The organism is Tabrizicola sp. (assembly GCF_036781545.1).
Classification (GTDB): Bacteria; Pseudomonadota; Alphaproteobacteria; order Rhodobacterales; family Rhodobacteraceae; genus Tabrizicola.
Genome location: NZ_DAIQAT010000001.1, coordinates 1 through 24,077, shown reverse-complemented (window position 1 = coordinate 24,077; position 24,077 = coordinate 1). Strand labels below are relative to the sequence as shown.

The 24,077-nt window shown below is 65.8% G+C and carries 23 protein-coding genes; 8 read left to right on the top strand and 15 right to left on the bottom strand.

Annotated elements, in window-relative coordinates:
* Positions 1 to 5: 5 nt before the first annotated feature.
* From V7Q39_RS00115 to V7Q39_RS00095, 5 genes are all read right to left on the bottom strand, one after another.
* A complete protein-coding gene (locus V7Q39_RS00115; protein WP_333814166.1) occupies positions 6 to 2,888 on the bottom strand; it encodes an ATP-dependent Clp protease ATP-binding subunit in 2,883 nt (960 codons plus the stop codon).
* Between the two features lie 186 nt (positions 2,889 to 3,074).
* Positions 3,075 to 4,118 carry a selenide, water dikinase SelD gene (gene selD / locus V7Q39_RS00110; RefSeq protein ID WP_333814165.1) on the bottom strand — a complete coding sequence of 348 codons (1,044 nt, stop codon included), beginning with the start codon at positions 4,116 to 4,118 and terminating at the stop codon, positions 3,075 to 3,077.
* Positions 4,119 to 4,131: 13 nt separating this feature from the next.
* On the bottom strand, positions 4,132 to 4,938 hold the full coding sequence (locus V7Q39_RS00105; protein ID WP_333814164.1) for a family 1 encapsulin nanocompartment shell protein: 807 nt from the start codon (positions 4,936 to 4,938) through the stop codon (positions 4,132 to 4,134).
* Positions 4,935 to 5,957 carry a Dyp-type peroxidase gene (locus V7Q39_RS00100; RefSeq protein ID WP_333814163.1) on the bottom strand — a complete coding sequence of 341 codons (1,023 nt, stop codon included), beginning with the start codon at positions 5,955 to 5,957 and terminating at the stop codon, positions 4,935 to 4,937. Before V7Q39_RS00100 ends, V7Q39_RS00105 begins: the two co-directional genes overlap by 4 nt.
* Before the next feature lie 192 nt (positions 5,958 to 6,149).
* Positions 6,150 to 7,061, bottom strand: a complete 912-nt coding sequence (locus V7Q39_RS00095; protein ID WP_333814162.1) for a LysR family transcriptional regulator — start codon at positions 7,059 to 7,061, stop codon at positions 6,150 to 6,152.
* A gap of 113 nt (positions 7,062 to 7,174) precedes the next feature.
* Here V7Q39_RS00095 and V7Q39_RS00090 point away from each other — a divergent pair, with 113 nt between their 5' ends.
* From V7Q39_RS00090 to hisD, 6 genes are all read left to right on the top strand, one after another.
* Complete coding sequence (locus tag V7Q39_RS00090; RefSeq protein WP_333814161.1) at positions 7,175 to 8,194, top strand: D-cysteine desulfhydrase; 1,020 nt, start codon at positions 7,175 to 7,177, stop codon at positions 8,192 to 8,194.
* A gap of 28 nt (positions 8,195 to 8,222) precedes the next feature.
* Positions 8,223 to 8,936, top strand: coding sequence for an aspartate/glutamate racemase family protein (locus V7Q39_RS00085; RefSeq protein ID WP_333814160.1), 714 nt, complete (start codon positions 8,223 to 8,225; stop codon positions 8,934 to 8,936).
* Between the two features lie 34 nt (positions 8,937 to 8,970).
* Positions 8,971 to 9,963, top strand: coding sequence for a taurine ABC transporter substrate-binding protein (locus tag V7Q39_RS00080; protein ID WP_333814159.1), 993 nt, complete (start codon positions 8,971 to 8,973; stop codon positions 9,961 to 9,963).
* A gap of 67 nt (positions 9,964 to 10,030) precedes the next feature.
* Positions 10,031 to 10,819, top strand: coding sequence for a taurine ABC transporter ATP-binding protein (locus V7Q39_RS00075; protein WP_333814158.1), 789 nt, complete (start codon positions 10,031 to 10,033; stop codon positions 10,817 to 10,819).
* Positions 10,816 to 11,676 carry an ABC transporter permease subunit gene (locus V7Q39_RS00070; RefSeq protein WP_333814157.1) on the top strand — a complete coding sequence of 287 codons (861 nt, stop codon included), beginning with the start codon at positions 10,816 to 10,818 and terminating at the stop codon, positions 11,674 to 11,676. Before V7Q39_RS00075 ends, V7Q39_RS00070 begins: the two co-directional genes overlap by 4 nt.
* 15 nt (positions 11,677 to 11,691) lie before the next feature.
* Complete coding sequence (hisD, locus tag V7Q39_RS00065; RefSeq protein WP_333814156.1) at positions 11,692 to 13,002, top strand: histidinol dehydrogenase; 1,311 nt, start codon at positions 11,692 to 11,694, stop codon at positions 13,000 to 13,002.
* A gap of 11 nt (positions 13,003 to 13,013) precedes the next feature.
* On the opposite strand, the gene V7Q39_RS00060 is transcribed toward hisD, so the two are convergent.
* The 5 genes from V7Q39_RS00060 to V7Q39_RS00040 all read right to left on the bottom strand — a co-directional run bounded on the left by V7Q39_RS00060 (position 13,014) and on the right by V7Q39_RS00040 (position 18,267).
* Positions 13,014 to 14,000: an endonuclease/exonuclease/phosphatase family protein gene (locus V7Q39_RS00060; RefSeq protein WP_333814155.1), complete on the bottom strand. Its 987-nt coding sequence runs from the start codon at positions 13,998 to 14,000 to the stop codon at positions 13,014 to 13,016.
* Positions 13,997 to 15,082, bottom strand: coding sequence for a sn-glycerol-3-phosphate import ATP-binding protein UgpC (locus tag V7Q39_RS00055; RefSeq protein ID WP_333814154.1), 1,086 nt, complete (start codon positions 15,080 to 15,082; stop codon positions 13,997 to 13,999). Before V7Q39_RS00055 ends, V7Q39_RS00060 begins: the two co-directional genes overlap by 4 nt.
* A complete protein-coding gene (ugpE, locus tag V7Q39_RS00050) occupies positions 15,082 to 15,924 on the bottom strand; it encodes a sn-glycerol-3-phosphate ABC transporter permease UgpE (protein WP_333814153.1) in 843 nt (280 codons plus the stop codon). The genes V7Q39_RS00055 and ugpE overlap by 1 nt, the downstream gene beginning before the upstream one ends.
* 5 nt (positions 15,925 to 15,929) lie before the next feature.
* Entirely contained in the window at positions 15,930 to 16,883 is a 954-nt protein-coding gene (locus tag V7Q39_RS00045) for an ABC transporter permease subunit (RefSeq protein WP_333814152.1), read from the bottom strand.
* Positions 16,884 to 16,968: 85 nt separating this feature from the next.
* Positions 16,969 to 18,267 (bottom strand): extracellular solute-binding protein, encoded by a 1,299-nt coding sequence (locus V7Q39_RS00040; protein ID WP_333814151.1) that lies wholly within the window; start codon positions 18,265 to 18,267, stop codon positions 16,969 to 16,971.
* A 428-nt stretch (positions 18,268 to 18,695) separates the two neighbouring features.
* Between V7Q39_RS00040 and V7Q39_RS00035 the strand changes: the two genes are divergently transcribed.
* Together V7Q39_RS00035 and V7Q39_RS00030 are read left to right on the top strand one after the other, a co-directional pair.
* Positions 18,696 to 19,046, top strand: coding sequence for a cupin domain-containing protein (locus V7Q39_RS00035; RefSeq protein WP_333814150.1), 351 nt, complete (start codon positions 18,696 to 18,698; stop codon positions 19,044 to 19,046).
* Positions 19,046 to 20,047 (top strand): P1 family peptidase, encoded by a 1,002-nt coding sequence (locus V7Q39_RS00030; RefSeq protein ID WP_333814149.1) that lies wholly within the window; start codon positions 19,046 to 19,048, stop codon positions 20,045 to 20,047. Before V7Q39_RS00035 ends, V7Q39_RS00030 begins: the two co-directional genes overlap by 1 nt.
* 183 nt (positions 20,048 to 20,230) lie before the next feature.
* Here the strand turns inward: V7Q39_RS00030 and V7Q39_RS00025 are convergent, their stop codons facing one another.
* From V7Q39_RS00025 to V7Q39_RS00005, 5 genes are all read right to left on the bottom strand, one after another.
* On the bottom strand, positions 20,231 to 20,671 hold the full coding sequence (locus V7Q39_RS00025) for a molybdenum cofactor biosynthesis protein MoaE (RefSeq protein ID WP_333814148.1): 441 nt from the start codon (positions 20,669 to 20,671) through the stop codon (positions 20,231 to 20,233).
* Between the two features lie 2 nt (positions 20,672 to 20,673).
* On the bottom strand, positions 20,674 to 20,922 hold the full coding sequence (gene moaD, locus V7Q39_RS00020) for a molybdopterin converting factor subunit 1 (protein WP_333814147.1): 249 nt from the start codon (positions 20,920 to 20,922) through the stop codon (positions 20,674 to 20,676).
* Entirely contained in the window at positions 20,919 to 21,584 is a 666-nt protein-coding gene (gene pgsA, locus V7Q39_RS00015; RefSeq protein WP_333814146.1) for a CDP-diacylglycerol--glycerol-3-phosphate 3-phosphatidyltransferase, read from the bottom strand. Before pgsA ends, moaD begins: the two co-directional genes overlap by 4 nt.
* A 143-nt stretch (positions 21,585 to 21,727) precedes the next feature.
* Positions 21,728 to 23,023, bottom strand: coding sequence for a M16 family metallopeptidase (locus V7Q39_RS00010; protein ID WP_333814145.1), 1,296 nt, complete (start codon positions 23,021 to 23,023; stop codon positions 21,728 to 21,730).
* The coding region (locus V7Q39_RS00005; RefSeq protein WP_333814144.1) for a M16 family metallopeptidase at positions 23,020 to 24,077 on the bottom strand (1,058 nt) is incomplete at its 5' end. The genes V7Q39_RS00010 and V7Q39_RS00005, both read right to left, overlap by 4 nt.

Sequence of the window (24,077 nt, the reverse complement as noted above, 5' to 3'; positions counted from 1 at the left end):
TCCAATCAGTTACCATCCGTGCCCGGCTTGGCCTTGTCGGCTTTCATCGCCCTTGCCGCGGCCAGCGCCGCAGCAGCGTCAGCGGCGGATTCCCCGGCGCCTTCCTCAGCTGCGGCCTCGGCATCAAGCACGGCCGGATCGCCGGCGACCGGTGCACCATCGGGCGCGGGGCGGGGCTTGCTTTCGTGGGCCTCCTTCGGTTTCGTCGGCTCCCCCTTCTTCAGCGCGAGTTTTCCGTCCTCGATGATGACGGTGACATGATCCCCCTCCGAGACTTCGCCACCAAGCATCTGCTTGGCCAAGGCCGTCTCGACCGAGGTGCGGATCAGCCGACGCAACTCTCTAGCGCCGAATTCGGGCTTGTAGCCCTCGTTCGCCAGCCGCTCCAGCGCGCGCTCGTCGAAGTCGAGCGTCACACCCTGCCCCAGCGCCATGCGCTTCACCCGGTTCAACTGTAGTTCCACGATCTGGCGGATCTGCTTCCGGTCGAGCGCGTGGAAGACGATGATCTCGTCGATCCGGTTGATGAACTCGGGCCGGAAATGGCCGCGCAGCACCTCCATCAGGTCGCGCTTCAGCCGCTCTTCATCGGCATCGACGGTGCCGCGCCGCTTCATCTCGGCCTGGATCAGGTCGGCGCCCAGATTCGAGGTGGCGATGATGATCGTGTTGGTGAAGTCGATCACCCGGCCCTTGCCATCGGTCAGCCGCCCGTCGTCGAAAACCTGGAGCAGCACGTTGGCCACGTCGCCATGCGCCTTCTCGATCTCGTCCAGCAGCACTACAGAATAGGGCTTGCGGCGGACACGCTCGGTCAACTGCCCGCCCTCGTCATAGCCGACATAGCCGGGCGGGGCGCCGATCAGCCGGGCGACGGTGTGTTTCTCCATGTATTCCGACATGTCGATGCGGATGATCGCGTCCTCGTCGCCGAAGACGGTCGCGGCAAGGGCTTTGGCCAGTTCCGTCTTGCCCACCCCGGTCGGCCCGAGGAACAGGAAAGAGGCGATGGGACGCGACCCCTCGCGCAGGCCCGCCCGGGCAAGGCGCACGGCGTCCGAGACGGCGCGCACCGCTTCGTCCTGGCCGATCACCCGCTTGTGCAGGGTTTCCTCCATCCGCATCAACTTGGTGCGCTCCTCAGAGGTCAGGTCGGCCACCGGGATGCCGGTCAGCTTGGCGACGACGCCCGCCACATCCTCGACCCGCACCTCGTCGGACCGCGACCGGCGGTCGCTGCGCCAGGCCTCCTCGGCGGCGTCGAGCCGTTTCTGCGCAGCCTCGCGCCGGGTCTCGATATCCTTCTGTCGCGCCTCATCCTTGCGGGTTTTCGCATAATCGGCCTCGCGGCCCAGCTGGCGCACCTCGGCCTCGGCCTCCTGCACCTCGGGTGGTCGCGAGGTTGTCGCCATGCGAACCCGCGCGGCGGCCTGGTCCAGAAGGTCGATGGCCTTGTCGGGCAGGAAACGCCCGGTGATGTAGCGGTCGGACAGCTCGGCCGCCGCCGTCACCGCCTGGTCGGTGATGACGACCTTGTGGTGCGCCTCGAACGTGTCGCGCAGGCCGCGCAGGATCATGATCGTCTGTTCCACGCTGGGCTCGGGCACCATCACCGGCTGGAAGCGGCGTTCGAGGGCCGCATCCTTCTCGATATACTTCTGATACTCGTTCAGCGTGGTGGCCCCGATAAGGTTCAGCTCGCCCCGCGCCATGGCCGGCTTGAAGGTGTTGGCCACGTCCAGCCCGCCTTCGTTCGACCCGGCGCCGACGATGGTATGCACCTCGTCGATGAACAGGATCATGCTGTCCGAGGCGCTCTTCACCTCTTCCAGCACCTTCTGCACCCGTTCCTCGAACTCGCCACGATACTTGGCCCCGGCGACAAGGGCGTTGATGTTCAGCTCCACCAGCCGCTTGTCGCGCAGCGTCTCGGGCACCTCGCCCGCGACGATGCGCTGCGCCAGCCCCTCGACGATGGCGGTCTTGCCCACCCCCGGCTCGCCGATCAGCACGGGATTGTTCTTCTTGCGCCGGGCCAGAACCTCGATCGTCGTCTCGATCTCCCGCGCGCGGCCGATGACCGGGTCGAGCTTGCCGTCACGGGCAAGCTTGGTCAGGTCGCGCGCCACCTTGTCGAGTTCGGGCGTGTCGGTCGGACGATCCACCTCGCCCGACTCAGCCCCCTTGCCGACCACCCTGGTGATCTGCTGGCGCAGCGCCTGCGGCGTCAGCCCGTATTTCTTCAGGATTTCGGCGGCGAGGCCTTCGCCTTCCTCCGCCAGACCCACCAGCAGATGTTCCGGCCCGACATAGGAATGCCCCATGTCCCGCGCTGCGGCCAGCGCCCGGCTGAGCGCATCCTTCACCCGCGGCGTCACGCCCATCTCCTGCGGCGCCTTGCCGGAGGTCTCGCCCTTGGGCGCGTTCTCGTCGATATAGCGCTTCAGGTCGGCGGGGTTGACCTTCACCTGTTCAAGGATCGCCTGCACCACATCGGCATCGGCCAGCGCATAAAGCAGGTTCTCGGTATCCACGTCGCTGCGGCCGCGTTCCTGGGCATGGCGGGCGGCCGACTGCAACATCTCCTTGGCGCGTTCGGACAGGGCGTCGGTGACATTCACCGTCTCGCGCGGGCGGCGGGGGCCAAGGCGGAAATCGTCGTCGCCTCCGCCGCCGGGCCAAAGGTCGCCCATCATCCCGCCCATTAGCGGACTTTTCGAGAACAGGGATTCGAAGGGAGAGCGCGGGGCAGCGGCGTGCTGTTGCGCACGCAGCCTTTCGTAGTCCTCCTCGCAAAGCTCCAGCGTGCGCCGCTTGCCATTGACGCTGGCCTGAACGCGGACCGTCGCTGGATTCTGGCCGCAGATGTCGCAAATACCGTCACTCATGGCATTCTCCTTCTGGCCTTCGGCATCGGGCGAGACTGCACCCGAACGTCATGTCGGTAGCCGGAGTTCCCAAGCCAGCGCGACAGAAGCGGGTTCAGGTCGGAAAAGTATCCCGCAACCGCGCCGAACAGAAAAGAAGTATCAAGCGGCATCCCGGAACATCGGCGGGGGACGACGCAGACAGCCTTACTGGATTTCCAGGGTCCCCGCCCCTTCAACCACGGTTCCGACCATCACCGCCTCGGCAAAGCCATGGCGGTGGAAGCAGTCGATCACGGCTCCCACGGCCTCGGGCGTGCAGGCGACCAGAAGGCCGCCGCTGGTCTGCGGATCGGTGAGCAGGGCCCGCTCTTCAGGTCCCGCGCCTCCCAGCGCAACCCGCTCGCCATAGCTCGCCCAGTTCCGGGCGGAGGCGCCGGTAACATGGCCCTCGCCGATCAGCCGCCGGGCATCGGTCAGCACCGGCAATGCCGCAAGATCGATGCGGATGGCGCAGCCGCTGCCGCGGGCCATCTCCAGCGCGTGCCCGGCAAGGCCGAAGCCCGTCACATCGGTCATCGCATGGACACCGGAAAGACGGGCCAGCTCCGGCCCCGGCGTATTCAGCCGGGTCGTCGTGGCGATCATCGCATCGTAGGCCTCGGCCGAAAGCGCGCCTTTCTTCAGCGCGGCGGAATAGGCCCCGACGCCAAGCGGCTTGCCCAGGACCAGCCGGTCGCCCGGACATGCGCCGGAATTGCGCTTGAGATCGGCCGGATCGACCAGCCCGATGGCGACCAGCCCGTAGATCGCCTCGACCGAATCGATGGTATGCCCGCCCGCGACCGGAATGCCCGCCGCCTTGCAGGCCTGCGCGCCGCCATCGAGAATCCGGCCGATGGTATCAGTCGAAATCCGGTTGACCGGCATTCCGACGATGGCCAGCGCGAACAGCGGCGTGCCCCCCATGGCATAGACATCGCTCAGGGCATTGGTCGCGGAGATACGGCCGAAATCGCCGGGATCATCGACGATGGGCATGAAGAAATCGGTGGTGGCCACCACAGCCTGCCGGGCGTTCAGCTGATAGACCGCCGCGTCGTCCGAAGTCTCCGTTCCGACCAGCAGCGCGGGGGGAACGGGCAAGGCCGCCATTCCGCGCAGGATGCTTTCAAGCACGCCCGGCGCGATCTTGCAGCCGCAACCACCGCCATGGGAAAGCGAGGTGAGCCGGGGTTCGGGATCGTCCATCGCGTCCTCCCGTTCACTCCGCCGTCGGATCCAGCGACACCGCGGCCTCGGCGGTCAGGGCGCGGAAGGTCATGCTTTCCTGAAGATAAAGCGTGACGGTCGTGTCGGTATGGCCCTGATAGCCGATCGACAGGTCCTGCCCGATCTCCAGTTCGAAATCGCCGCCGCGCATCGACAGGACCAGACCGCCCGCAATGCCGGGAGCCCAGAAGATGCCGCCGTCGACAAGCCGTTCCAGATGCTCATAGATCGGATAGCCATCCTCGCTGCCGCCGCTGGCCTTGGTATAGGCATCCTGCCCGAGGACCAGCGCATAGGGCCCCTCGACCCCGGCCAGCCGCAGGCGGCTCACCGCCCTGGCCACCGCCTCGGGGTAGTCCATCACGGCCTTGGGCAGAGCGACGGAGGCATTGCTGGCCTCCTCGCGGATGCCCTCGACGCCGCCCGCGGCATAGCCGTCGAAGATGGCCCGGTCCTCGGCAAAAGCGATGCGGCGGGCGGCTTCCTTCAGTGGCTCCCAGTCGGAATCCTTCGATCCGCGCTCCACATCGTCGATCGCGTCCCGCGTCAGGGTGAACGGAATACGGAACTCGACCAACGGCTTCACCTCGCGCCGCAGGGCCGAGACACCCTCGGCCGGGCCGTCGATCCGCTCGGTGTGCCCGGTGCCGACCGCTGCATAGTCCACGCCCTTCGGCCCCAGCACATCCACCACCTTGCGCCCGCCAAGGTGCCGCTTCAGCGTGCGCGCCGCCTCTTCCTCGATCTCGGCCCAGGCCGCATCTGAAATCGGGGCCAGATCCCTGTGCAGATTGTTCATGATGTCTTTCCTGTCCTGAGTGAACCGATCCCGAGCGATCCCTCCGTTCGGGGTGAATGCGCGGCAGGGGGCGCCGGTTCCGGTTCGGGAACCGTACCGCCAGAGCCAAGCTGATCCAGCAGCGAGGCGGAAGGGACGAAGAACAGCGTCCCCGTCACCGCCCGGCTGAAATCAAGGATGCGGTCGTGATTGCCCGGCGGATCGCCGATGAACATGTTCTGCAGCATCCGCTCGATATGGCGGGGGGTGCGGGCATAGCCGATGAAATAGGTGCCGAACTCGCCTGTCCGCACGTCGCCGAAGGGCATGTTGTCGCGCAGGATCTGCACCTCCTGCCCGTCCTCGGTGATCGAGGTCAGGGCATTGTGGGCATAGCTGGGCTTCTCCGCGTCGCTCAACTCGATGTCCGAAAGCTTCCGGCGCCCGATGATCTTTTCCTGCGTCTCGACCGGCAGGGCGTTCCAGCCCGCCAGGTCGTGCAGGTATTTCTGCACGATCACATAGCTGCCCCCGGCGAAGCCCGGGTCCTCCGCCCCGATGAGCGTGGCATCCGCCGCGTCCTGGCCGGTGGGATTCTCGGTCCCGTCGACGAAGCCCAGCAGATCGCGGCGGTCGAAATAGCTGAACCCGTGCACCTCATCCACCACGCTCGCCAGGCCGCCGAACTGGTCCATGATGTTCATCGCAAGCTCGAAGCACAGGTCCATGCCGGCCGCGCGGATGTGGAACAGCATGTCGCCCGGCGTCGCGACCGCGTGGTGAACACCGCGAATTTCCTGGAACGGGTGCAGTTCCCGGGGCCGGGGCGCGCCGAACAGCCGGTCCCATGCGTCGGACCCGATGCCCGCGACGCAGGACAGCTGGCCCGTCGCGCTGCGAAACCCGGTGGCCCGGACCAGTCCAGGCAGGTTCGCCAGCACGCCACGCGCCGCCTCGGCCGCCCGGTCCTCTGCAGACAGGACGACGACCAGAAAGATGGCCGAGGGAGTCAGCCCGCTTGCGACGGATTGTGGCTGCAAGATCTGGGTACTCCTACCTCGATGCAGGGCTTCTTGCCCATGCTATAAGAATGACGGTGCTTGACCATACCGAAATGATCCGCGGGCCTCAGTCACCCGGAACGTGTCCCGTCGGCGCTGGCGTGGCCGAGCTGCTTCTGCACGTGCTACTCGTCAACCTAAGCCGAGGGCGCGAGGCCAATTGCCACAATTCTATTGCGTGACGACCCCAGCCCTTTGAATCTCAAAGATGTGGTTCCAGATCACCTCTTCCGCCGGACTGCGGGCGCCTTTCAGACGAACGGCGCGGATCGACAGGGGGCAGCTCGGCAGGACCGGCGAGAGGTCGGTGATCCGGCCCTGCGAAAGGGCCAGCCGGGCCAGGGTCAGCGGGACCCATGCCGTCGCGACCCCGGCAGCCGCCAGTTCCAGCGCGGCGATGGTAAGCGCGGTTTCCGCCTTGGGTTGCGCAACCGCCCGCCCGGCCAGCGCCGGCAGGACCCGCTCGGCCATGATGGTGCCGAAAAAGACGTCGTCCGGATAGGCAACGAAGGGCAGTTCCGACACCGTCCCGGCCATTACCTCCCGCGCCAGGTCCGAACGAAGGACCGGGACAAGCTGGTCGGGCCAGAGGTCGATCGTTTCCAGAAAGTCGCCGGCGAAGGGATCGCTGTCCTCTAGGCCGTAGACGATGGCCAGATCGGCATTCCGCGACAGCAGAAGCGCGAAGCATTCGTCCAGGTTGGCCGATCGAAGGCGGACATAGACATCTTCGTCGCGGTCCCGGATGCCCTGGATGATCCGGGGGGACAGCGATGTCGTCAGCGAATGCTGGCTGGCGATCACGATCCTGTTCGAGGCCGCACGGTCGCCCCGCCGCAGATCGATGACCAGCTGGCGCAGCAATCCTGCGATCTCTTCGATCTGGCCGACCTGGGCCTGCGTCACCTGGCGCAGCTGCACCGGCTTGCGGCTGCGGTCGAAGAGCTGGACCCCCACATAATCCTCGATCTGCTGGATCCGGCGCGAGAAAGCCGATTGCGTCAGGTTCCGGCGCTCGGCCGCGCTGCTGAAAGAACCCGTCTGGTTGATCGTGAGGATGTCTTCCAGCCACTCCAGCCGCATCGGATCCTCCGATCTTGCAATATTTGCAAGATATCCAGTATATTTCGCATTTGCAATTGCATTTGGCTTGGACAAGTCTTGAGCTATGCAAGTTATCGCAAGGATCGACTTCTATGCATCTGGCCCGTTTCCCCCGCGTCTTCCTCGCGCATCTTCCCACTCCGCTGGAACGTCTGGACCGGCTGTCGAAAGAACTCGGGGGACCCGAGATCTGGATCAAGCGCGACGATTGCACCGGGTTGTCCACGGGCGGCAACAAGACGCGGAAGCTGGAGTTCCTGATGGCCGAGGCATTGGCCCAGGGCGCGGATACGGTGATCACGCAGGGCGCGACGCAGTCGAACCACGCCCGGCAGACGGCGGCCTTTTCCGCCAAGCTGGGGCTTGCCTGCCACATCCTGCTGGAGGACCGGACAGGCTCGAACGATGCCAACTACAACACCAACGGCAACGTGCTTCTGGACCATCTGCACGGCGCCACGACCTCGCGCCGCGCCGGGGGTGTGGACATGGCGGCCGAGATGGAGGTGCTGGCAGACCGCCTGCGGGGCGAGGGGCGGAAGCCCTACATCATCCCCGGCGGCGGGTCGAACCCGACTGGGGCGCTCGGCTATGTCAACTGCGCCTTCGAACTGGTCTCGCAGGCCAATGACCGCGGTCTGGTGATCGACCATATCGTCACGGCAACCGGCAGTGCGGGCACGCAGGCCGGGCTGATCACCGGGCTGAAGGCACTGAACGCGGGCATCCCGCTTCTGGGTATCGGGGTGCGTGCGCCGAAGGAAAAGCAGGAGGAGAACGTCTACGCCCTGGCGCAGCGGACAGCCGAAAAGCTGGGTTGCCCCGGCGTCGTCGCGCGCGGCGATGTCGTGGCCGATTCAAGCTACGTGGGCGCGGGTTATGGCATCCCGCGTGAGGATACGCTGGAGGCGATCCGCATGTTCGCGCAGCTGGAAGGCCTCCTGCTGGACCCGGTCTATTCCGGCAAGGGCGCGGCGGGGTTGATCGACCATATCCGCAAGGGCCGGTTCACCAAGGGTCAGAGAGTGGTCTTCCTGCACACGGGTGGGGCGGCGGGGCTGTTCGGCTATGATGCAGCCTTCGCCGAGTCGCGGAAAGCCCTGGAGATGTGATGGCATGAAGCACGGGTGGGGCCTGTAGATGCGGCGTGTCGGCATTCTGGGCGGCATGGGTCCGCAGGCGACCCTCCTGCTGATGCAGAAGATCATCGACGCTGTCCCCGCGACCGACGACGCCGACCACATTCCGCTTCTGGTCGACCAGAACCCCCAGGTCCCCTCGCGAATCCGTCGGCTGATCGAGGGCACGGGCGAAGACCCCGCCCCCGTCCTTGCCGACATGGCGCGACGCCTGGTTGCAGGCGGGGCCGAGGCGCTGGCGATGCCCTGCAACACGGCGCATCATTATGCCCCGGCGATCCGGTCGGCGGTGAAGGTGCCGTTCATCGACATGGTGGACCTGTCGGTCACGAAGGCCGCGAAGCTGGCGGGACTCGACGGCCAGGTCGGCATCCTTGCATCGCCCGCCGTGCGCAGGATCGGCCTCTTCGACGCGGCGCTGGCGCGGTTCGGGGTCAGGGCGCTTTATCCCGAGGACGAGGCCGCGATGCTGGGGGCGATCCGGCAGATCAAATCCGGCGGACCGGGTCCCGAAGCGCAGGCCGTCCTGCGCGACGCCTCCAACGGGCTCTTGCGGCGCGGGGCTTTCGTGCAGATGATCGCCTGTACCGAGTTCTCGCTTGTCACCGAGGCCACGGCAAAGGAAGTGGTAGCTTTCGACACGCTGGACGTGCTGGTCGAGGCCATCAGGGACTTCGCTACCGCAAGGGGGCGGTCGACAGGCGGCGCAAAGTGAACCAAGAAGAAGACAACCAACAGAGGAGACGACCATGAGCCTGAAACTGAAACATATTCTGCTCGGCGCCGCGGCGTCGGTCCTGCTTGTCGGGCAGGCCCTGGCCGAGAAGATCATCATCGGCCATTTCGGCAACCCGACGCCCATGCAACTGCTGTCGACCACCGACGAACTGGCCAAGGCGACGGGTTGGGAGATCGAGTGGCGCAAGTTCGGCGCTGGAACCGACGTGATCGCCGCCATGGCTTCGGGCGACGTGGTGCTGTCCGAGCTGGGCTCCTCGCCCATCGCCATCGCGGCAAGCTCGGGCCTGGAAATCGAGATGATCGCCTATGCCGGGGTGCTTGGCAAAGCGGAATCGCTGATCGCGCGCAACGGATCGAACATCACCTCCGTCGCCGACCTGAAGGGCAAGACGGTGGGTGTGCCGATGGGCTCGACCGCGCATTATTCGCTGATGGGCGCCCTGCAGCACGAGGGGCTGAGCGAGACGGACGTCAACATCGTCGGCATGAAGCCCGACGACATCGCCGCGGCCTGGGGGCAGGGCACCATCGACGCGGCCTGGGTCTGGCAGCCGGTACAGTCCGAGATCCTGAAGACCGGCACCCTGATCATCGGCGCCGACCAGACCGCCGAATGGGGCTATCCGACCTATGACGGCTGGGTCGTGAACAAGGCCTACGCCGAGGCGAACAGCGACAAGATCGTCGCCTTCCTGAAGGCGCTCGACAAGGTCAACGGCATGTATCTGGCCGATCCGGCCGCGTGGACCGCCGACAGCGCCGAGGTCAAGGCGCTTGCCGCCGCCACCGGGGCGGACCCGGCCCAGGTGCCCGAGATCATCGCAGGCTTCACCTATCTGCCGATGGCGACGCAGGTCGAGGATGCCTGGCTGGGCACTGCGGCCGAGAAGATCAAGGCCACGGCCGAATTCCTGAAGGGCGCGGGCCGGATCGACGCGACGCTGGACGACTACTCCGGCTTCGTGAACCCGACCTACGCTGCCGCCGCCGCGGCCAAGTGAGGAAACAGGCGACCGCCCGGACGCATCGGTCCGGGCGGCGCCACCCCCACTGCAGAAGGACGGAAGCTTGAGCCTGAAAATAGATCATGTCTCGGTCATCTATCCGGCGGCCGACGGTCGGCCTCCCGTTGCTGCGCTGAGCGACATCAACCTCGACATCGGAGAGGGCGAGTTCGTCGTGGCGCTCGGCGCCTCGGGCTGCGGCAAGTCCACGCTTCTTAACCTGATCGCGGGCTTCCTGTCGCCCACCTCGGGCAGCCTGACGCTGGACGGCCGCATGGTGATGGGCCCGGGGGCTGATCGCGCCGTGGTGTTCCAGAAACATGCGCTGCTGCCCTGGCTGAATGTGATCGACAATGTGGCCTTCGGCCTGCAGATCCAGGGCATCGGCAAGCAGGACCGCTACCGCACCGCCAACGAATACATCGGCCTCCTGGGCCTGGACGGGTTCCAAAGCTCGCCCGTCTACAAGCTTTCGGGCGGGATGCAGCAGCGGGTGGGCATCGCCCGGGCCCTGACCTGCGACCCGAAGATCCTGCTGATGGACGAACCCCTGGGCGCGCTGGATGCGCTGACGCGCGAGAAGGCGCAGGAACTGATCCTGCGGATTTGGGGCGAGACCGGGAAATCGGTGTTCTTCATCACCCATAGTGTCGAAGAAGCCTTGTTCATGGGCACCAAGCTGATCGTGATGTCGCCGCGGCCGGGACGCATCACGCATGTCTTCGATCTGCCCTTCTCGCGCCAGTTCCAGAGCGGCACGCTCGCCCGCCAGGTCAAAGCCTCGCCCGAGTTCATCGCACTGCGCGAGAAGGTGCTGAACATCATCTTCGCCGATGAGGAGGCCGTCGAATGACCGATCCACGCCCCGCCAAGAGCCCGGGCCTCTGGGCACGTCTTGCGCGCGCCCGTCCCACCAAGCCCGGCGAAATCTACGGCGTTCCGGGTCAGGGCAATACCTTCTGGCTTTCGGTCGCCTCGGTCCTGGCGCTTCTGGCCCTCTGGTGGCTGGTCACGGCGCTTGGCCTGGTGAAGCCGCTCTTCGTGCCCTCGCCGCAGTCGGTGCTGGCCAAGTTCGCCCAGGTCTGGCGCGAGGGCTTCACGAACACCTCCTTCCTGGACCATGTGCTGATCTCGACCGCGCGGGTGTTCGGGGCCTTTATCCTTGCCTGCGCCATCGGCTTGCCGCTCGGGCTTGCCATGGGGATGAGCCCGCTGATGCGCGGCATCTTCGACCCCCCGATCGAGTTCTACCGCCCGATCCCGCCCTTGGCCTATCTGCCGCTGATGATCATCTGGTTCGGCATCGGCGAGACGTCAAAGGTTCTGCTGATCTTCCTGTCGATTTTCGCGCCCATCGTGCTTGGCGCGCGGTCCGGCGTGAAGTCGGCCGCCATCGAGCAGATCCACGCCGCCTATTCCTTCGGTGCGACCCGCTGGCAGGTGATGCGCCATGTGATCCTGCCCTCGGCCATGCCCGAGATCCTGACTGCGATGCGGGTCGGCGTCGGCTTCGGCTGGACCACCCTGGTCGCCGCCGAGATGGTCGCGGCGACAAGCGGCCTCGGCTACATGGTGCTGTCCGCCAGCCAGTTCCTGCAAACCTCGGTCGTGATCATGGGGATCTTCGTGATCGCCAGCATCGCCTTTGCCTTCGACCTGATGATGCGCTTTCTGGAGCGCCGCCTCGTGCCCTGGAAGGGCCGGATGTAGCGGAAAGACCCGTTGATGATCTACCTCAAGCAAGCCGCGACGACGGCCGAGACCGACCACCAGGACGTGCGTGACCTGGTGCAGGTCATGCTGGCCCGCATCGCGATCTCGGGCGAAGAGGCGGTGCGCGACTATTCCCGCACCTTCGACAAATGGACGGGAGACATCATCGTCTCTCCCGAAAGCCTGAAGGCCGCCGCTGACCAGGTGCCCGAGCGGCTGAAAGAGGATATCCGCTTCGCCCATGCCAATATCCGCCTCTTCGCCGAGGCGCAGAAGGCAACGCTCTCGGACTGTGCGGTGGAAATCCTGCCGGGCCTGATGGCGGGGCAGAAGCAGATTCCGGTATCGGCGGCAGGGTGCTACGTGCCCGGCGGTCGTTACAGCCATGTGGCAAGCGCCATCATGACGATCACCACCGCCAAGGTCGCGGGCGTCCCGCATATCGCCGCCTGCTCCCCGCCCCGCCCCGGCGTCGGCATTCCGCCGGCGATCCTTTTCGCGATGGATCTCTGCGGCGCGGATGTGATCCTGAACCTTGGCGGCGTTCAGGGCGTGGCGGCAATGGCGCATGGCCATTTCGGACTGCCCAAGGCGGATATCCTGGTCGGCCCCGGTAACCAGTATGTCGCCGAGGCGAAGCGAATGCTCTTCGGCCAGGTCGGCATCGACATGTTCGCCGGTCCCACCGACAGCATGATCCTGGCCGACGCCAGTGCAGATGCCGAGATGGTGGCCTATGACCTCGTCGGACAGGCCGAGCACGGATACAACTCGCCGGTATGGCTGGTCACTTCGGACGAGGCGCTGGCGCAGCGCGTCATCCGCCGGGTGCCCGAACTGATCGCCTCCCTGCCCGAGGTGAACCGCGAAAGCGCCCGCGCCGCCTGGGACAACATGGCGGAGGTCATCCTCTGTTCCGACCGGGAAGAAATGGCGCAGGTCGCCGATCGCTACGCGCCGGAACACCTGCACGTCCAGGCCCTCGACCTGGACTGGTGGCTCGGGCGGCTCAGGGCCTATGGCTCGCTGTTCCTGGGCGAAGAGACGACCGTGGCCTTCGGCGACAAGACCTCGGGCCCGAACCATGTCCTTCCGACGTCAGGCGCGGCTCGCTACACTGGCGGGCTTTCCGTCCACAAGTTCATGAAGACCGTCACCTGGCAACGCGCGACCCGTGCCGCCGCCCGCCCGCTGGCCGAGGCCACCGCCCGGATCTCGCGGCTGGAGGGGATGGAAGGGCACGCCCGTTCGGCCGATATCCGGCTGGCGAAGTTCTTCCCCGGCGAAACCTTCGATCTGGGTGTCACGGACGCGACCGCTTGATCCCACGCCTTTCAGCCGATGCCCGCGACGGAGAGAATGACCATGTCGTGATCCGACAGCGGCCTGCCTTCAGCATCGAGAGACGGCTCGATCCTCGATAGGCCGGTCCTCAGGCCACGGGTCAGGAACCAGTCGAGTTTCATCGCGCGGTCGGGCCAGCGGGTGATCAGGCTGGGCCGGGTGGTCACGGCCTCCTCCGGGCCGCCGTGGACGCTGTAGCCGCGCGCCATGGCCTCGTCAAAAAGCGTTTCGTCCCGCCAGCTTCCGCCGGGGAAGTTGCCGGTGTTGAGATCGCCACCGATCACCACCGGCAGGCCCGGAAAGGCGCTGTCGATCGCATCGAGGATCGCGGCCATCTGGACGGCACGCCCGGCGGGGCGGGCGACGCTTTCGAGATGGGTCGAGACCGTGATGAGTGGCCCGGCGGTGGTTTCCACCACGGCCCCGATGGCCATGCGCGCGCCAAGGCGTGGCTGGTCGCCGCCGTTCAGGAACCAATGGCCGTCGCTCGGCAGGCGCAGCAGGAAGGGGCGCCGCAGCGCCGTCCCGGCCATCAGCGCATTGCCATGCAGACCAAGCGCGTTGAAGTTGTCCGTGCAGAACCCACGTTCCGTCTCCGAGCCGAGGCCGAGCTCCACGAACTCCACCCCATAGGCATAGGCCATGCCAAGGCTCGCGGCGATCTCGGCGGTCGGGTGGCGCTGCGCGGTGCGGGCCATGCCCTTGTCCATCTCTGACAGGAGGATGAGGCCGGCCCCGGTAGCGGCGAGTTTGGCGGCACTCGCCTCGGGGAAGAGGCACCGTTCGAGGTTCCAGGCGGCGATTGTCAGCGGCAGGGTCAGCGGGCCTCCGGCCTGACCACCAAGCTCCACCTCGGTCATGGTTGCAAGGCCGGCCATATGGGCGTCGTGCGTCTCCATATCGCGGGGCAGGGCGGCAATCTTTGCCCGGTCCTCTTGCGACAGGATGGCGAGCGCCCCGGTGGTTGCGGTGATCATGCCGGAACCCGCTTTGCCGCCGCCGTCAGCCCCGGTGCGAAGAGGCGCCGCCCGGTCGCGGTGTCGAAGAAATGCAGCGCCCCTGCGGGCAGGGCCACACGCATTTCCTCGGCGCAGACGTCGTTCGGTCCGGCGATCATCGTCATCGGCTGCCCGCCCACATGGCCATGGACCAGCTTTTGTGCGCCGAGCTCCTCCACGAAGTCCAGCCGGAAGGGCAGGCCATGGGCGGATGGCGCCAGATCCTCGGCCCGGATGCCGAGGGTGACGGCACCCTGAATCCCCGGCGCTGTGGCAAGGGTCACGACGCTATCGCCGACGCGCAGCTCCGCCCCCGACACCTCGGCGTCGATCAGGTTCATCGCCGGAGAGCCGATGAAAGAGGCGACGAAGGTGGACGCCGGGCGGTGGTAGATATCCATCGGCGCGCCGACCTGCTCGATGCGGCCTCCGTTCAGCACGACCAGACGGTCGGCCAGTGTCATCGCCTCAAGCTGGTCATGGGTGACGTAGATCGAGGTGGTGCCGAGCCGCTTTTGCAGTCGGCGGATCTCGCCCCGCATCGACACGCGCAGCTTGGCGTCAAGGTTCGACAACGGTTCGTCGAACAGAAAGGCCGCAGGCTGGCGCACCACGGCGCGTCCCATGGCGACCCGCTGGCGCTGCCCGCCCGACAGGGCGCGCGGTTTGCGGTCAAGATAGGGGCCAAGCTCCAACATCCGGGCGGCCTCGGCCACGCGGGCCGCGATCTCCGCCGCCGGGGTGCGGCGGTTTTTCAGCCCGTAGGCCATATTCTCCCGCACCGTCATATGCGGATACAGAGCGTAGTTCTGGAAGACCATGGCGATGTCGCGGTCCGCCGGATCGACCTTGTTGACCACGCGCTCGCCGATCCGCACCTCGCCGCCGGAGATCTCCTCCAGTCCCGCGACCATCCGCAGAAGCGTGGATTTCCCGCAGCCCGAGGGGCCGACCAGCACGATGAACTCGCCGTCCTTGATGCTGAGCGTCACATCCGAGACCGAAGGCACAGCAGCACCCGGATAGGTCTTGAAGACATCGGTGATCTCGATGGAGGCCATTACTTGTCGCTTTCCGTAAGGCCCTTGATGAACCACCGCTGGAACACCACCACCACGAGAACGGGCGGCGCGAGCGCGAGAATGGCAAGGGCGAAGGCTTCGTTGTAGTCGGGGATCTGGCTGCCGATCCAGACCTGCAGGATCTGCTTGATGCCGCGCATCAGGGTGAAGAAGCGCTCATCCGTGGTCATCAGCATCGGCCAGAGATACTGGTTCCAGCCATAGACGAACATGATGATGAAGATCGCGGCCATCATGGTTTTCGACAGCGGGATCAGCACGTCCCAGAGGAACTTGAACGGCCCGGCCCCATCGATCCGCGCGGCCTCCAGAAGCTCGTCCGGGACGGATTTGAAGAACTGCCGGAAGTAGAAGGTCCCGGTGGCCGAGGCCAGAAGCGGTACGATCAGTCCGGTGTAGCTGTTCAGGAGGCCCAGCGAGGACATGACCTGATAGGAGGGCATGATCCGCACCTCCAAAGGCAGGAGGAGGGTGGTGAAGATCATCCAGAACAGAAGCGTCGCAAAGCGGAAGCGGAAATAGACCAGCCCGTAGGCCGCCAGCATCGACAGCACGATCTTGCCCACGGCAAAGCCGATGCCAAGGATCAGCGAATTCAGCATCATCCGCGTGCCTGTCACCTGCCCGGTAAAGCCGCCCTGACGGGTCAGCACGGTCGTATAGGTCTCGTCCCCATGGCTGCCGGGGGTCAGGAACAGGCCGTTCTGGTGGATCTCCACCGCCGAATGGGTAGAGGTCATCACCGCCACCACGACGGGCAGCACCATGAACAGCGTGGCGAGGATCAGGATCAGATGGTCGAAGGGGGTGGAGCGGTTCATGGGCCTTATCCGTAATGCACGCGGCGTTCGAGCCAGCGGAACTGCACGAGCGTCAGCACCAGCACGACGATCATCAGGATCACCGACTGAGCCGCGGACCCGCCGATGTCATTGCCGCGGAACCCGTCGTTGTAGACCTTGTAGACAAGGGTGATCGGATTGTTGGCGGGCTTGTCCTTCACCATCACGTCGATCACCGCGAAGGTGTCGAACAGGGCATAGGTGATGTTGATGATCAGCAGGAAGAACGCGGTCGGCGCCAGCAGCGGCAGGATCGCGGTGCGGAACCGGGTAAAGCCGTTGCGGCAGTCGATCACCGCCGCCTCGCGCACGCTCGCCGGAATGCCCTGAAGCCCCGACAGGAAAAAGATGAAGTTGTAGGGCACCTGCTTCCAGACCGAGACGAGGATCATGGCAAAGGCCGTGTCCCAGTAGTTGATCCCGACCTGCATGTTCCAGCCGAACCAGCCGGCGAACTTCACGAAGGGGCCGATATGCTGGTCGAAGAGCATCATCCCCATCAGCCCCGCCACCGGCGGCGCGATCGCATAGACCGAGATCAGCGCGGTCCGGTAGCTCGACCGCCCCCGGATCACCTTGTCGGCCTTGACCGCGAAGAGAAGCCCGAGGCCCAGAGAAAAGCCGGTCACGACCACGGTGAAAAAGCCGGTGAAACCCGCGATCCGCCGATATTCGACAGAGCCGAGCGCATCGCGGTAATTGTCGAAGCCCACGAAGCTCGCGCCAAAGCCGAAGGGATCCTCAAGGTAGAAGGAGGAGGAAATCGCCTGCGCCGAGGGCCAGTAGAAAAAGACAAAGATCACCGCAAGCTGCGGCAACAGGAACAGCCAGGGCAGCAGCGGGCGGTCGAACTGCACGCGCTTTGCAGGTTCCACCGGGGTAGGGCTGCGCTTTCCCCATCGGCGGGCCGGGGCTATGGCCTGAAGGCTATCGGTCATGGCGGCTTTCGCGGAGATACGTATCGGGGGGATATGCCAAGACCGGGCCTGCAGTGGCAGGCCCGGCCAAGGTCACAGGAAAGGATCAGCCCGAGGTCTTGGCGAATTTCGCCAGCAGCTCGTTGCCCTCAGTCTGGATCGCCTTGAACGCATCCTCGACGGTGGTTTCGCCCGAGAAGATCTTGTTGAACTCGCGTTCCTCGATCACGCGGATCTGCGGGTAGAAGCCCAGACGGTATCCCTTGGACCATTCGCCCTGCGGCAGCATCAGTTGCTTGATGCCGATCTCGGCTTGCGGGTGCTGCTCATACCAGCCGTCGGCCTTGGATTTCTCATAGGCGGCGGTGGTGATGGCGACATAACCGGTGGCCTGGTGGTAGAAGGCCTGAACGTCGGTCGAGGTCAGGAAGTTGAAGAAATCCGCCGAGCATTTGTTTTCCGCTTCCGGCTTGCCCGAAAAGGCGAAGAGCGAGGCGCCGCCGATGAAGCTCGACTTGTTGCCGTCCTTGGCGGTTTCGTCATAGGGCAGGAAATCGGCCGAGAAGGGCATGGTCGCGGTTTTGGAGAGCCCGCCGAAAGACCCCGAAGACCCGATCCAGAAGGCGACCTTGCCTTCCTCGAAGGGCTTCTGGTTGTCGGCCCAACCCGCGCCGTAAAAGCCGAACCAGCCCTTGTCGTGCCAGTCCTTCACGCGGGTCCAGAAAGCCAGCAGCTCGGGCTGGGTGGCCAGCAGCTCGGTGCCGTCGAAGCCGGCATAGCCGTTGTCATTGGAGGCCATCTGGACGTTGTTGCGCGAGAAATAATTCTCGAAGAACATCCAGGTGAGCTGGCTCGCCACCAGCGGCACATAGCCTGCTTCTTTCAGCTTCGGTGCCGCGGCCTCGAACTCGGCCCAGGTTTTCGGGGCGGCGACACCGGCCTTGGCCAGAGCCTCGTCATTGACATACATGATCGGCGCGGAAGAGTTGAACGGCATCCCGATGAACTTGCCGTCGGCATCGGCATAGAAGAAGCGGATGCCGGGGATGAAGGCTTCGCGGTCGAAGGTATAGCCGTTCTGGGTCAGCAGGTCTTCGGCCGGAATCGTGGCGCCCTTGGCGTTGATGATCGTGGCGGCACCCGCATCGAAGATCTGGATGATGTTCGGCTGTTCGCCCGAACGGAAGGCGGCGATGCCGGAGGCCAGGGCCTCCTCATAGGTGCCTTTCGAGACAGGGGTGATGGCGCAGGCGGTCTGGGCCGCGTTGAACTTTTCGGCGATCTGGTTGATCACCTGCTCGTTCGCACCGCCCATCCCGTGCCACCAGGTGATCTGGGTGGTGTCCGCGAAAGCCGCCTGTGCGGTCACGCCAAGCGCCGCCGTCATTGCAAGCATCTTCTTCATCGGTGTCTCCTGTCCGACTGGTTTCACCGCGCCTTAAGGGCGCCAGATGACAGTGGCTTGACGGCCATGTTTAATTACTGTGTCAGTCAACCTGCCCCGGCGGGGACAGCGGTCCCGGGATTCCGGGGGGCGCCCAGGATCAAAGGGAAGGGCCATAGACGGCCTGTAGCCCGCTATCTTTGGCCCAGATCGGCAGCGTCGACAGACGCGCGACGTGGTCGAGGGTCTGCTGGATTGCTATCGCCCACCGGCACAGAGAGGGCGTCAGGCCGGGTGCGGGTGCGCTGGGCCTCGAAATCCTGCGGCTGGATCGTGGTGAGAGTTGCCAGACCAAGCTGCACGAGGGGCTGCCTCGACGGAAATCGTCCCGGCATCTCCATTTGCGCCCCCCTGCCTGTCAGCCTATCCTGCCGCCTGCAGGAGGCCCCATGACCCCGATAAACCTTTCCGAAAAGCTCTCCACCTTCACAGCCCACTGGTCGCCCCGCATCGTCGGCGCCTTCAACGGCCATGACCTGATGGTGGTGAAGGTGCTGGGCGAATTCGTCTGGCACGACCACCCCGACACCGACGATTTCTTCATGGTCCTGTCAGGGGAACTCACCATCGACCTGCCCGATGGCGCCGTCACCCTGAAACCCGGTGAGGTCTTCGTCGTGCCGAAGGGCATGCAACACCGCCCCCGCGCCGCGGTCGAGACCCATCTCCTGCTGATCGAACCCGCAGGCACGCCGAACACCGGCGACCCGGCCACCGCTGTGACGAAGCTTTACATCTGATGCGTCCCGGCCCCCTGAACCTGATCACCGACATCCCCGGCCTTCGCGTCGGCAATGCCGAGGATGCCGCCTTGCGCTCCGGCGTCACCGTGCTGACCGCCGACCGGCCCTTTGTGGCCGCCGTCCATGTCATGGGCGGCTCTCCCGGCACGCGCGAGACCGACCTGCTCGCCCCCGACCGCATGGTGCAGGAGGTGGACGCGATCTTCCTCGCGGGCGGTTCCGCCTTCGGCCTCGACGCGGGGCAGGGGGTGATGCAGGGATTGCGCGAGGCCGGTCGCGGCTTCGCCGTCGGCCCGGTCAGCGTTCCCATCGTTCCGGGGGCCATCGTCTTCGACCTGTTGAACGGCGGCGACAAGGGTTGGACGGAAAGCCCCTATCCCGCTCTCGGTCGCCAGGCCTTCGACGTCGCCGCCCGCGACTTCACGCTTGGTACTGCGGGCGCAGGCTTCGGCGCGATGACCAGCACCCTGAAGGGCGGGCTTGGTTCGGCCTCCTGCGTCCTGCCTTCTGGCCTCACCGTCGGCGCGCTGGTCGTCGTCAATGCCCTCGGTCAGGCCACCGTGGGCGAGACGCCGCATTTCTGGGCCGCGCCCTGGGAGGAAGGCACCGAGTTCGGCGGCCTCGGTCCCGCGCCGATGACCCCGCAAGACGCCCCTCTGCCGCGCAAGCGGCTGGGCGAGGCGACGACAATCGCCATCGTCGCCACGGATGCGACCCTCACCAAGGCGCAAGCCCACCGCATGGCCGTTGCCGCCCATGACGGCATGGCCCGCGCTCTTGTCCCTTCTCACACGCCGCTGGATGGAGACCTTGTGTTCAGCGTGGCGACGGGGGGCAAGCCCGTGGCTGACCCTTTGACCGACCCCTTCCAGCTTGGCCACGCCGCCGCCATCTGTCTGGCGCGCGCCATCGCCCGCGCGGTCTGGCTCGCGCGCTCCCAACCCGGCGACCTGCAACCGAGCTGGCAGTCGCGCTTCGGAATCGGCCCCATCGCCTGATCCCGAACAGTCAATTCAGATACCGCTTCCCCGGCGCGCGAATAGTCACTTGCCGGCCATCCTGCGCGTCCTTTTCCCTCCGCGGGAAGGAAGAGAGTTGGGCGTCGGCGGTTAATAAAAACTGAACGCCCGCAGACAAGCCGTTGATTTCCAACGGTTCAAAAACCTGCCCGCGCGCGGGCACTACCACCGCTTCAGCGCATCCTCGTCCGAAACCTTCGCGGCCACCCATTCCGCCCCATCGGCCCCGATCTCCTTCTTCCAGAACGGAGCCCGCGACTTCAGGTAGTCCATCAGGAACTCGGCGGCAGCAAAGGCATCCCCCCGGTGCGGTGCCGCCGTCGCGACCATCATGATCGCCTCCCCCGGTATCAGCCGCCCATGCCGGTGGATCACCAGCACATCCGCCAGCGACCAGCGGGCCACGGCCTCGGCCGCGATCCCGGAAATCGCCGTCTCGGTCATGCCGGGGTAATGCTCGATCTCCATCGCCGAAAGCCTGCCGCCCTCGTCCCGTACCAGCCCGGTAAAGCTGACCACCGCCCCCGCGCCGCGAACCCCGGCTGTGAAGGCGGAAACCTCGGCCCCCGGATCGAACGGGGCAGGCTGGACCGCGACCCGCATTCCTAGCCCCCCGTCATCGGCGGGAAGAAGGCGACCTCCCTCACCCCGGCGAGGGGCGCGTCGAAGGACGACAGCTCCTGATCCAGCGCCACCCGCAGCGCAGTCAGGTCGGCAAAGGCCGCCGCATAGCGCTCTTCCCGCGCGCGCAGCTCCTCGACCAGCTCGGCGACCGTCGCCGCCGAGGTCTCGATCCGCTCCCGCGGCAGCCCGATCCGCTCCCGGACCCAGGCGAAATACAGCACGTCGATCACTTGTCTTCCCGCAGGAACGGCAGCGACTTGACGAAATATTCCCACCCCGTGACCATTGTCAGCAGGGCCGCGATCCACAACAGCCAGAAGCCGACAAGGTTCGCATAGGAGGCGCAGTCCCGCCTGCCGCAGGCGCGGATCGGATCGGCGATGCCCGCAGTCACCGCCTCGGCATATTGTTCCGGGGTCATCCCCTGCATGGCGACGCCGTTCAGGTATTCCAGCCCGGTCCCCAGGAACAGAACCGCGATCGCCAGCATCTGCGCCGTGGTCTTCCACTTGGCAAGCTTCGTCACCTTCAACAAGCCGCTCTTGTGGCCCAGGTATTCCCGCAGGCCCCCCACGAAAACCTCGCGGAACAGGATCAGAGTCGCGGGCAGGATCAGCCAGGGGTTCATCCCGTTGTAGCCGGTGATCACCATGATCGCGATCACCACCATCGCCTTGTCGGCGATCGGGTCCAGCATCGCGCCGAACTTCGATTCCTGTTTCCACAACCGCGCGAGATAGCCGTCGAACCAGTCGGTGATCGCTGCGCCGACGAAGAGGGTCAGCGCCAGCCAGTCGGCCCAGGGGCGGTGGAAGTACAGGAACATGATCGCGACGCCGGGGGCGGCGAGCAGACGAAGTATGGTCAGCGTATTCGGGATCGTCCAGATCATGCCGAAGTGGTAGACCAAGGGTCCAGCAGGGGAAAGGGGGTTGTTCGCCCCCCGCTTCCCCTCGGCGCCTCACCGGTCGACTTCGTCCCCTCATCGACTGCGGCACCCGCGAGGGGGGACGCAGTCGAATAGTGAGCTTCTGCTCACATCCCTTCGGGCTTGCCCACCACCACGAATTGCAGCGCCTCGGGCTTGAAGAGCCGAGCCGCGACGCGCCGTATATCCTCCATCGTCACCGCCTCGACCTTGGCGTTCCGCGTGGTGATATAGTCGATGGGCATGCCGTCCATCTGCATTCCCACCAGGATGCTGGCGATGGGGCCGTTGCCGTCGAACCGCAGGGGATAGGACCCGGTCAGGTAGGTCTTGGTCGCCTCCAGCTCTTCCGGAGTCACGCCCTCGCTGACGATCCGGCCCCATTCCGCCTGCACCACCTTGATCGCCTCGGCCACCTTGTCGTTAGAGGCGGAGAAATGGCCGAGCAGCATGTCGGCATGGTCCATGTTCACGATATAGGTGCCGATCCCGTAAGTCAGACCGCGCTTTTCCCTGACCTCGGTCATCAGCCGGGCGGTGAAGCGGCCGCCGCCGATCACCTCGTTCAGGATGAAGGCCGGGAAGAAATCCGGGTCGTCGCGCGCGATGCCCGCTTCCCCGAAGAACACCGTCGACTGCGGCGTCGGGAAGTCGACCAGCGTCACCCCGGGCGGAAGCAGCCAAGGTGCCTCGCCGGGCTGCGGCGCCCCGGTCGCGGGCAGCTCGCCCATGAGCCGGTCGAGAATCTTGCCCAGTTCCTCGGCCGTGATGTCGCCGCTGGCGGCGACATAGATCCGGTCACGCGCCAGCGCCGACTTGTGGGCCGCGATCACGTCGTCGCGGGTCAGTCTTGTCACCGTCTCGATGGTTCCGTCCCCGCTTGTGGCATAGGGATGGTCGCCGAAGGCCAGCGCGTCGAACTTCTCCGAAGCGATGGTGCCGGGGTCCTTCTCGTTGGAGCGCAGGTTGGAGAGCACCTGTTCGCGCACCCGGTCCACCGCGTCCTGATCGAAGCGCGGGTTGACCAGCGCCTCGCGCAAAAGCTCGACCACCTGGTCGCGATTCTCGGTCAGGAACTTGGCCGAGACCGCCACCGAATCGGCACCGGAATTGAAGCTGATTCCCGCCGCCAGCGCATCGCGGGCCTCGGCGAAACCCTTGCTGTCCATCTCGCCTGCGCCTTCTTCCAGCGTGGCGGTCATCAGGTTGACCACGCCCCGCTTCTCGGGCGCCTCCAGCGAACTGCCGCCCCTGAACCGGATCTCCAGCGCGGTGAAGGGGATGCCGTGATCCTCGACCAGCCAAGCCTTGATCCCGCCGGGAGAGATGACTTCCTGAATCGCAATCTCGGCCCGGACCGGGGCGGCGAGCAGCAGGGCGGCAGCGAAAATGGCGCGGATCATTGCTGAATCTCCCCTTCGATGGCGGGCGCGGGGACGGGCTCGGGAACGGGTTCGCCAGCAGGTTCGGCGGCAGAATCGCCCGCAGGCCGGGTCAGCCAGCCGGTCACGGCGTGCTTCCGGTCCAGCACCTTGTGCGCGACGGCCATCACATCCTCGGCCGTGACGGCAGACAGCGCCTCGTCCCAGGTATCTATATCGGTCATCGTCAGGCCCACGCTCAACTCTTGTCCATAGCGGTTCGCCAGGCTTTCCACGTCGTCACGGGCATAGATCTCGCCCGCGCGCACCTGGGTGCGGATGCGCTCCAGCGCCGCAGGATCGGGGCCGTCCTTCAGAAAATCGGCCAGCACCTTGTCCAGCGCCGCCTCGGCGTCGGCCAGGCTCACCCCGTGCGCCGGCATCACCACCAGCCCGAAGGTCGCGTCGTCGATGCTGGTGCCGTCGTAATAGGCCGAGGAGAACACCGCCGTCTGCGTGTCGAACTGCAGGGCCCTTGCCAGGACCGAGGTCTGTCCGTTGCCGCCCAGAAGCTCGGCCAGCACGGTCAGCGCCGCCGCCTCGCGCTGGTTGCCGGGGTCACGCTCGGGCGCGAGGTAGGAGCGGTAGACGTAAGGCTCCGACACCCGCTCGTCTTCCAGCACCAGCCGCCGCTCGGCCAGTTGCGGGGGTTCCTGCGGGCGGTCGCGCGGGACGATTCCCTCGGACGGTTTCAACGGCCCGTAGTATTTTTCGGCCAGTTCCTTCACCTTGTCCGGCGTCACATCGCCCGCGATCACCAGAGTGGCGTTGTTCGGGGCATAGAAGCGCTTGTAGTAGGACAGCGCATCCTCGCGCGACAGCTCCGCCATCTCGTGCCGCCAGCCGATCACCGGAATGCCGTAGGGGGTGTTCAGGAACTGCGCCGCCCGCATCTGCTCCATGAGAAGCGCGCCGGGATCGCTGTCGGTCCGTTGCGCGCGTTCTTCCAGAATCACCTGACGCTCTGTCAGCACGTCCTCCTCGGTCAGGCGCAGGTTGCGCATCCGGTCGGCTTCCATCTCCATCACCAGATCCA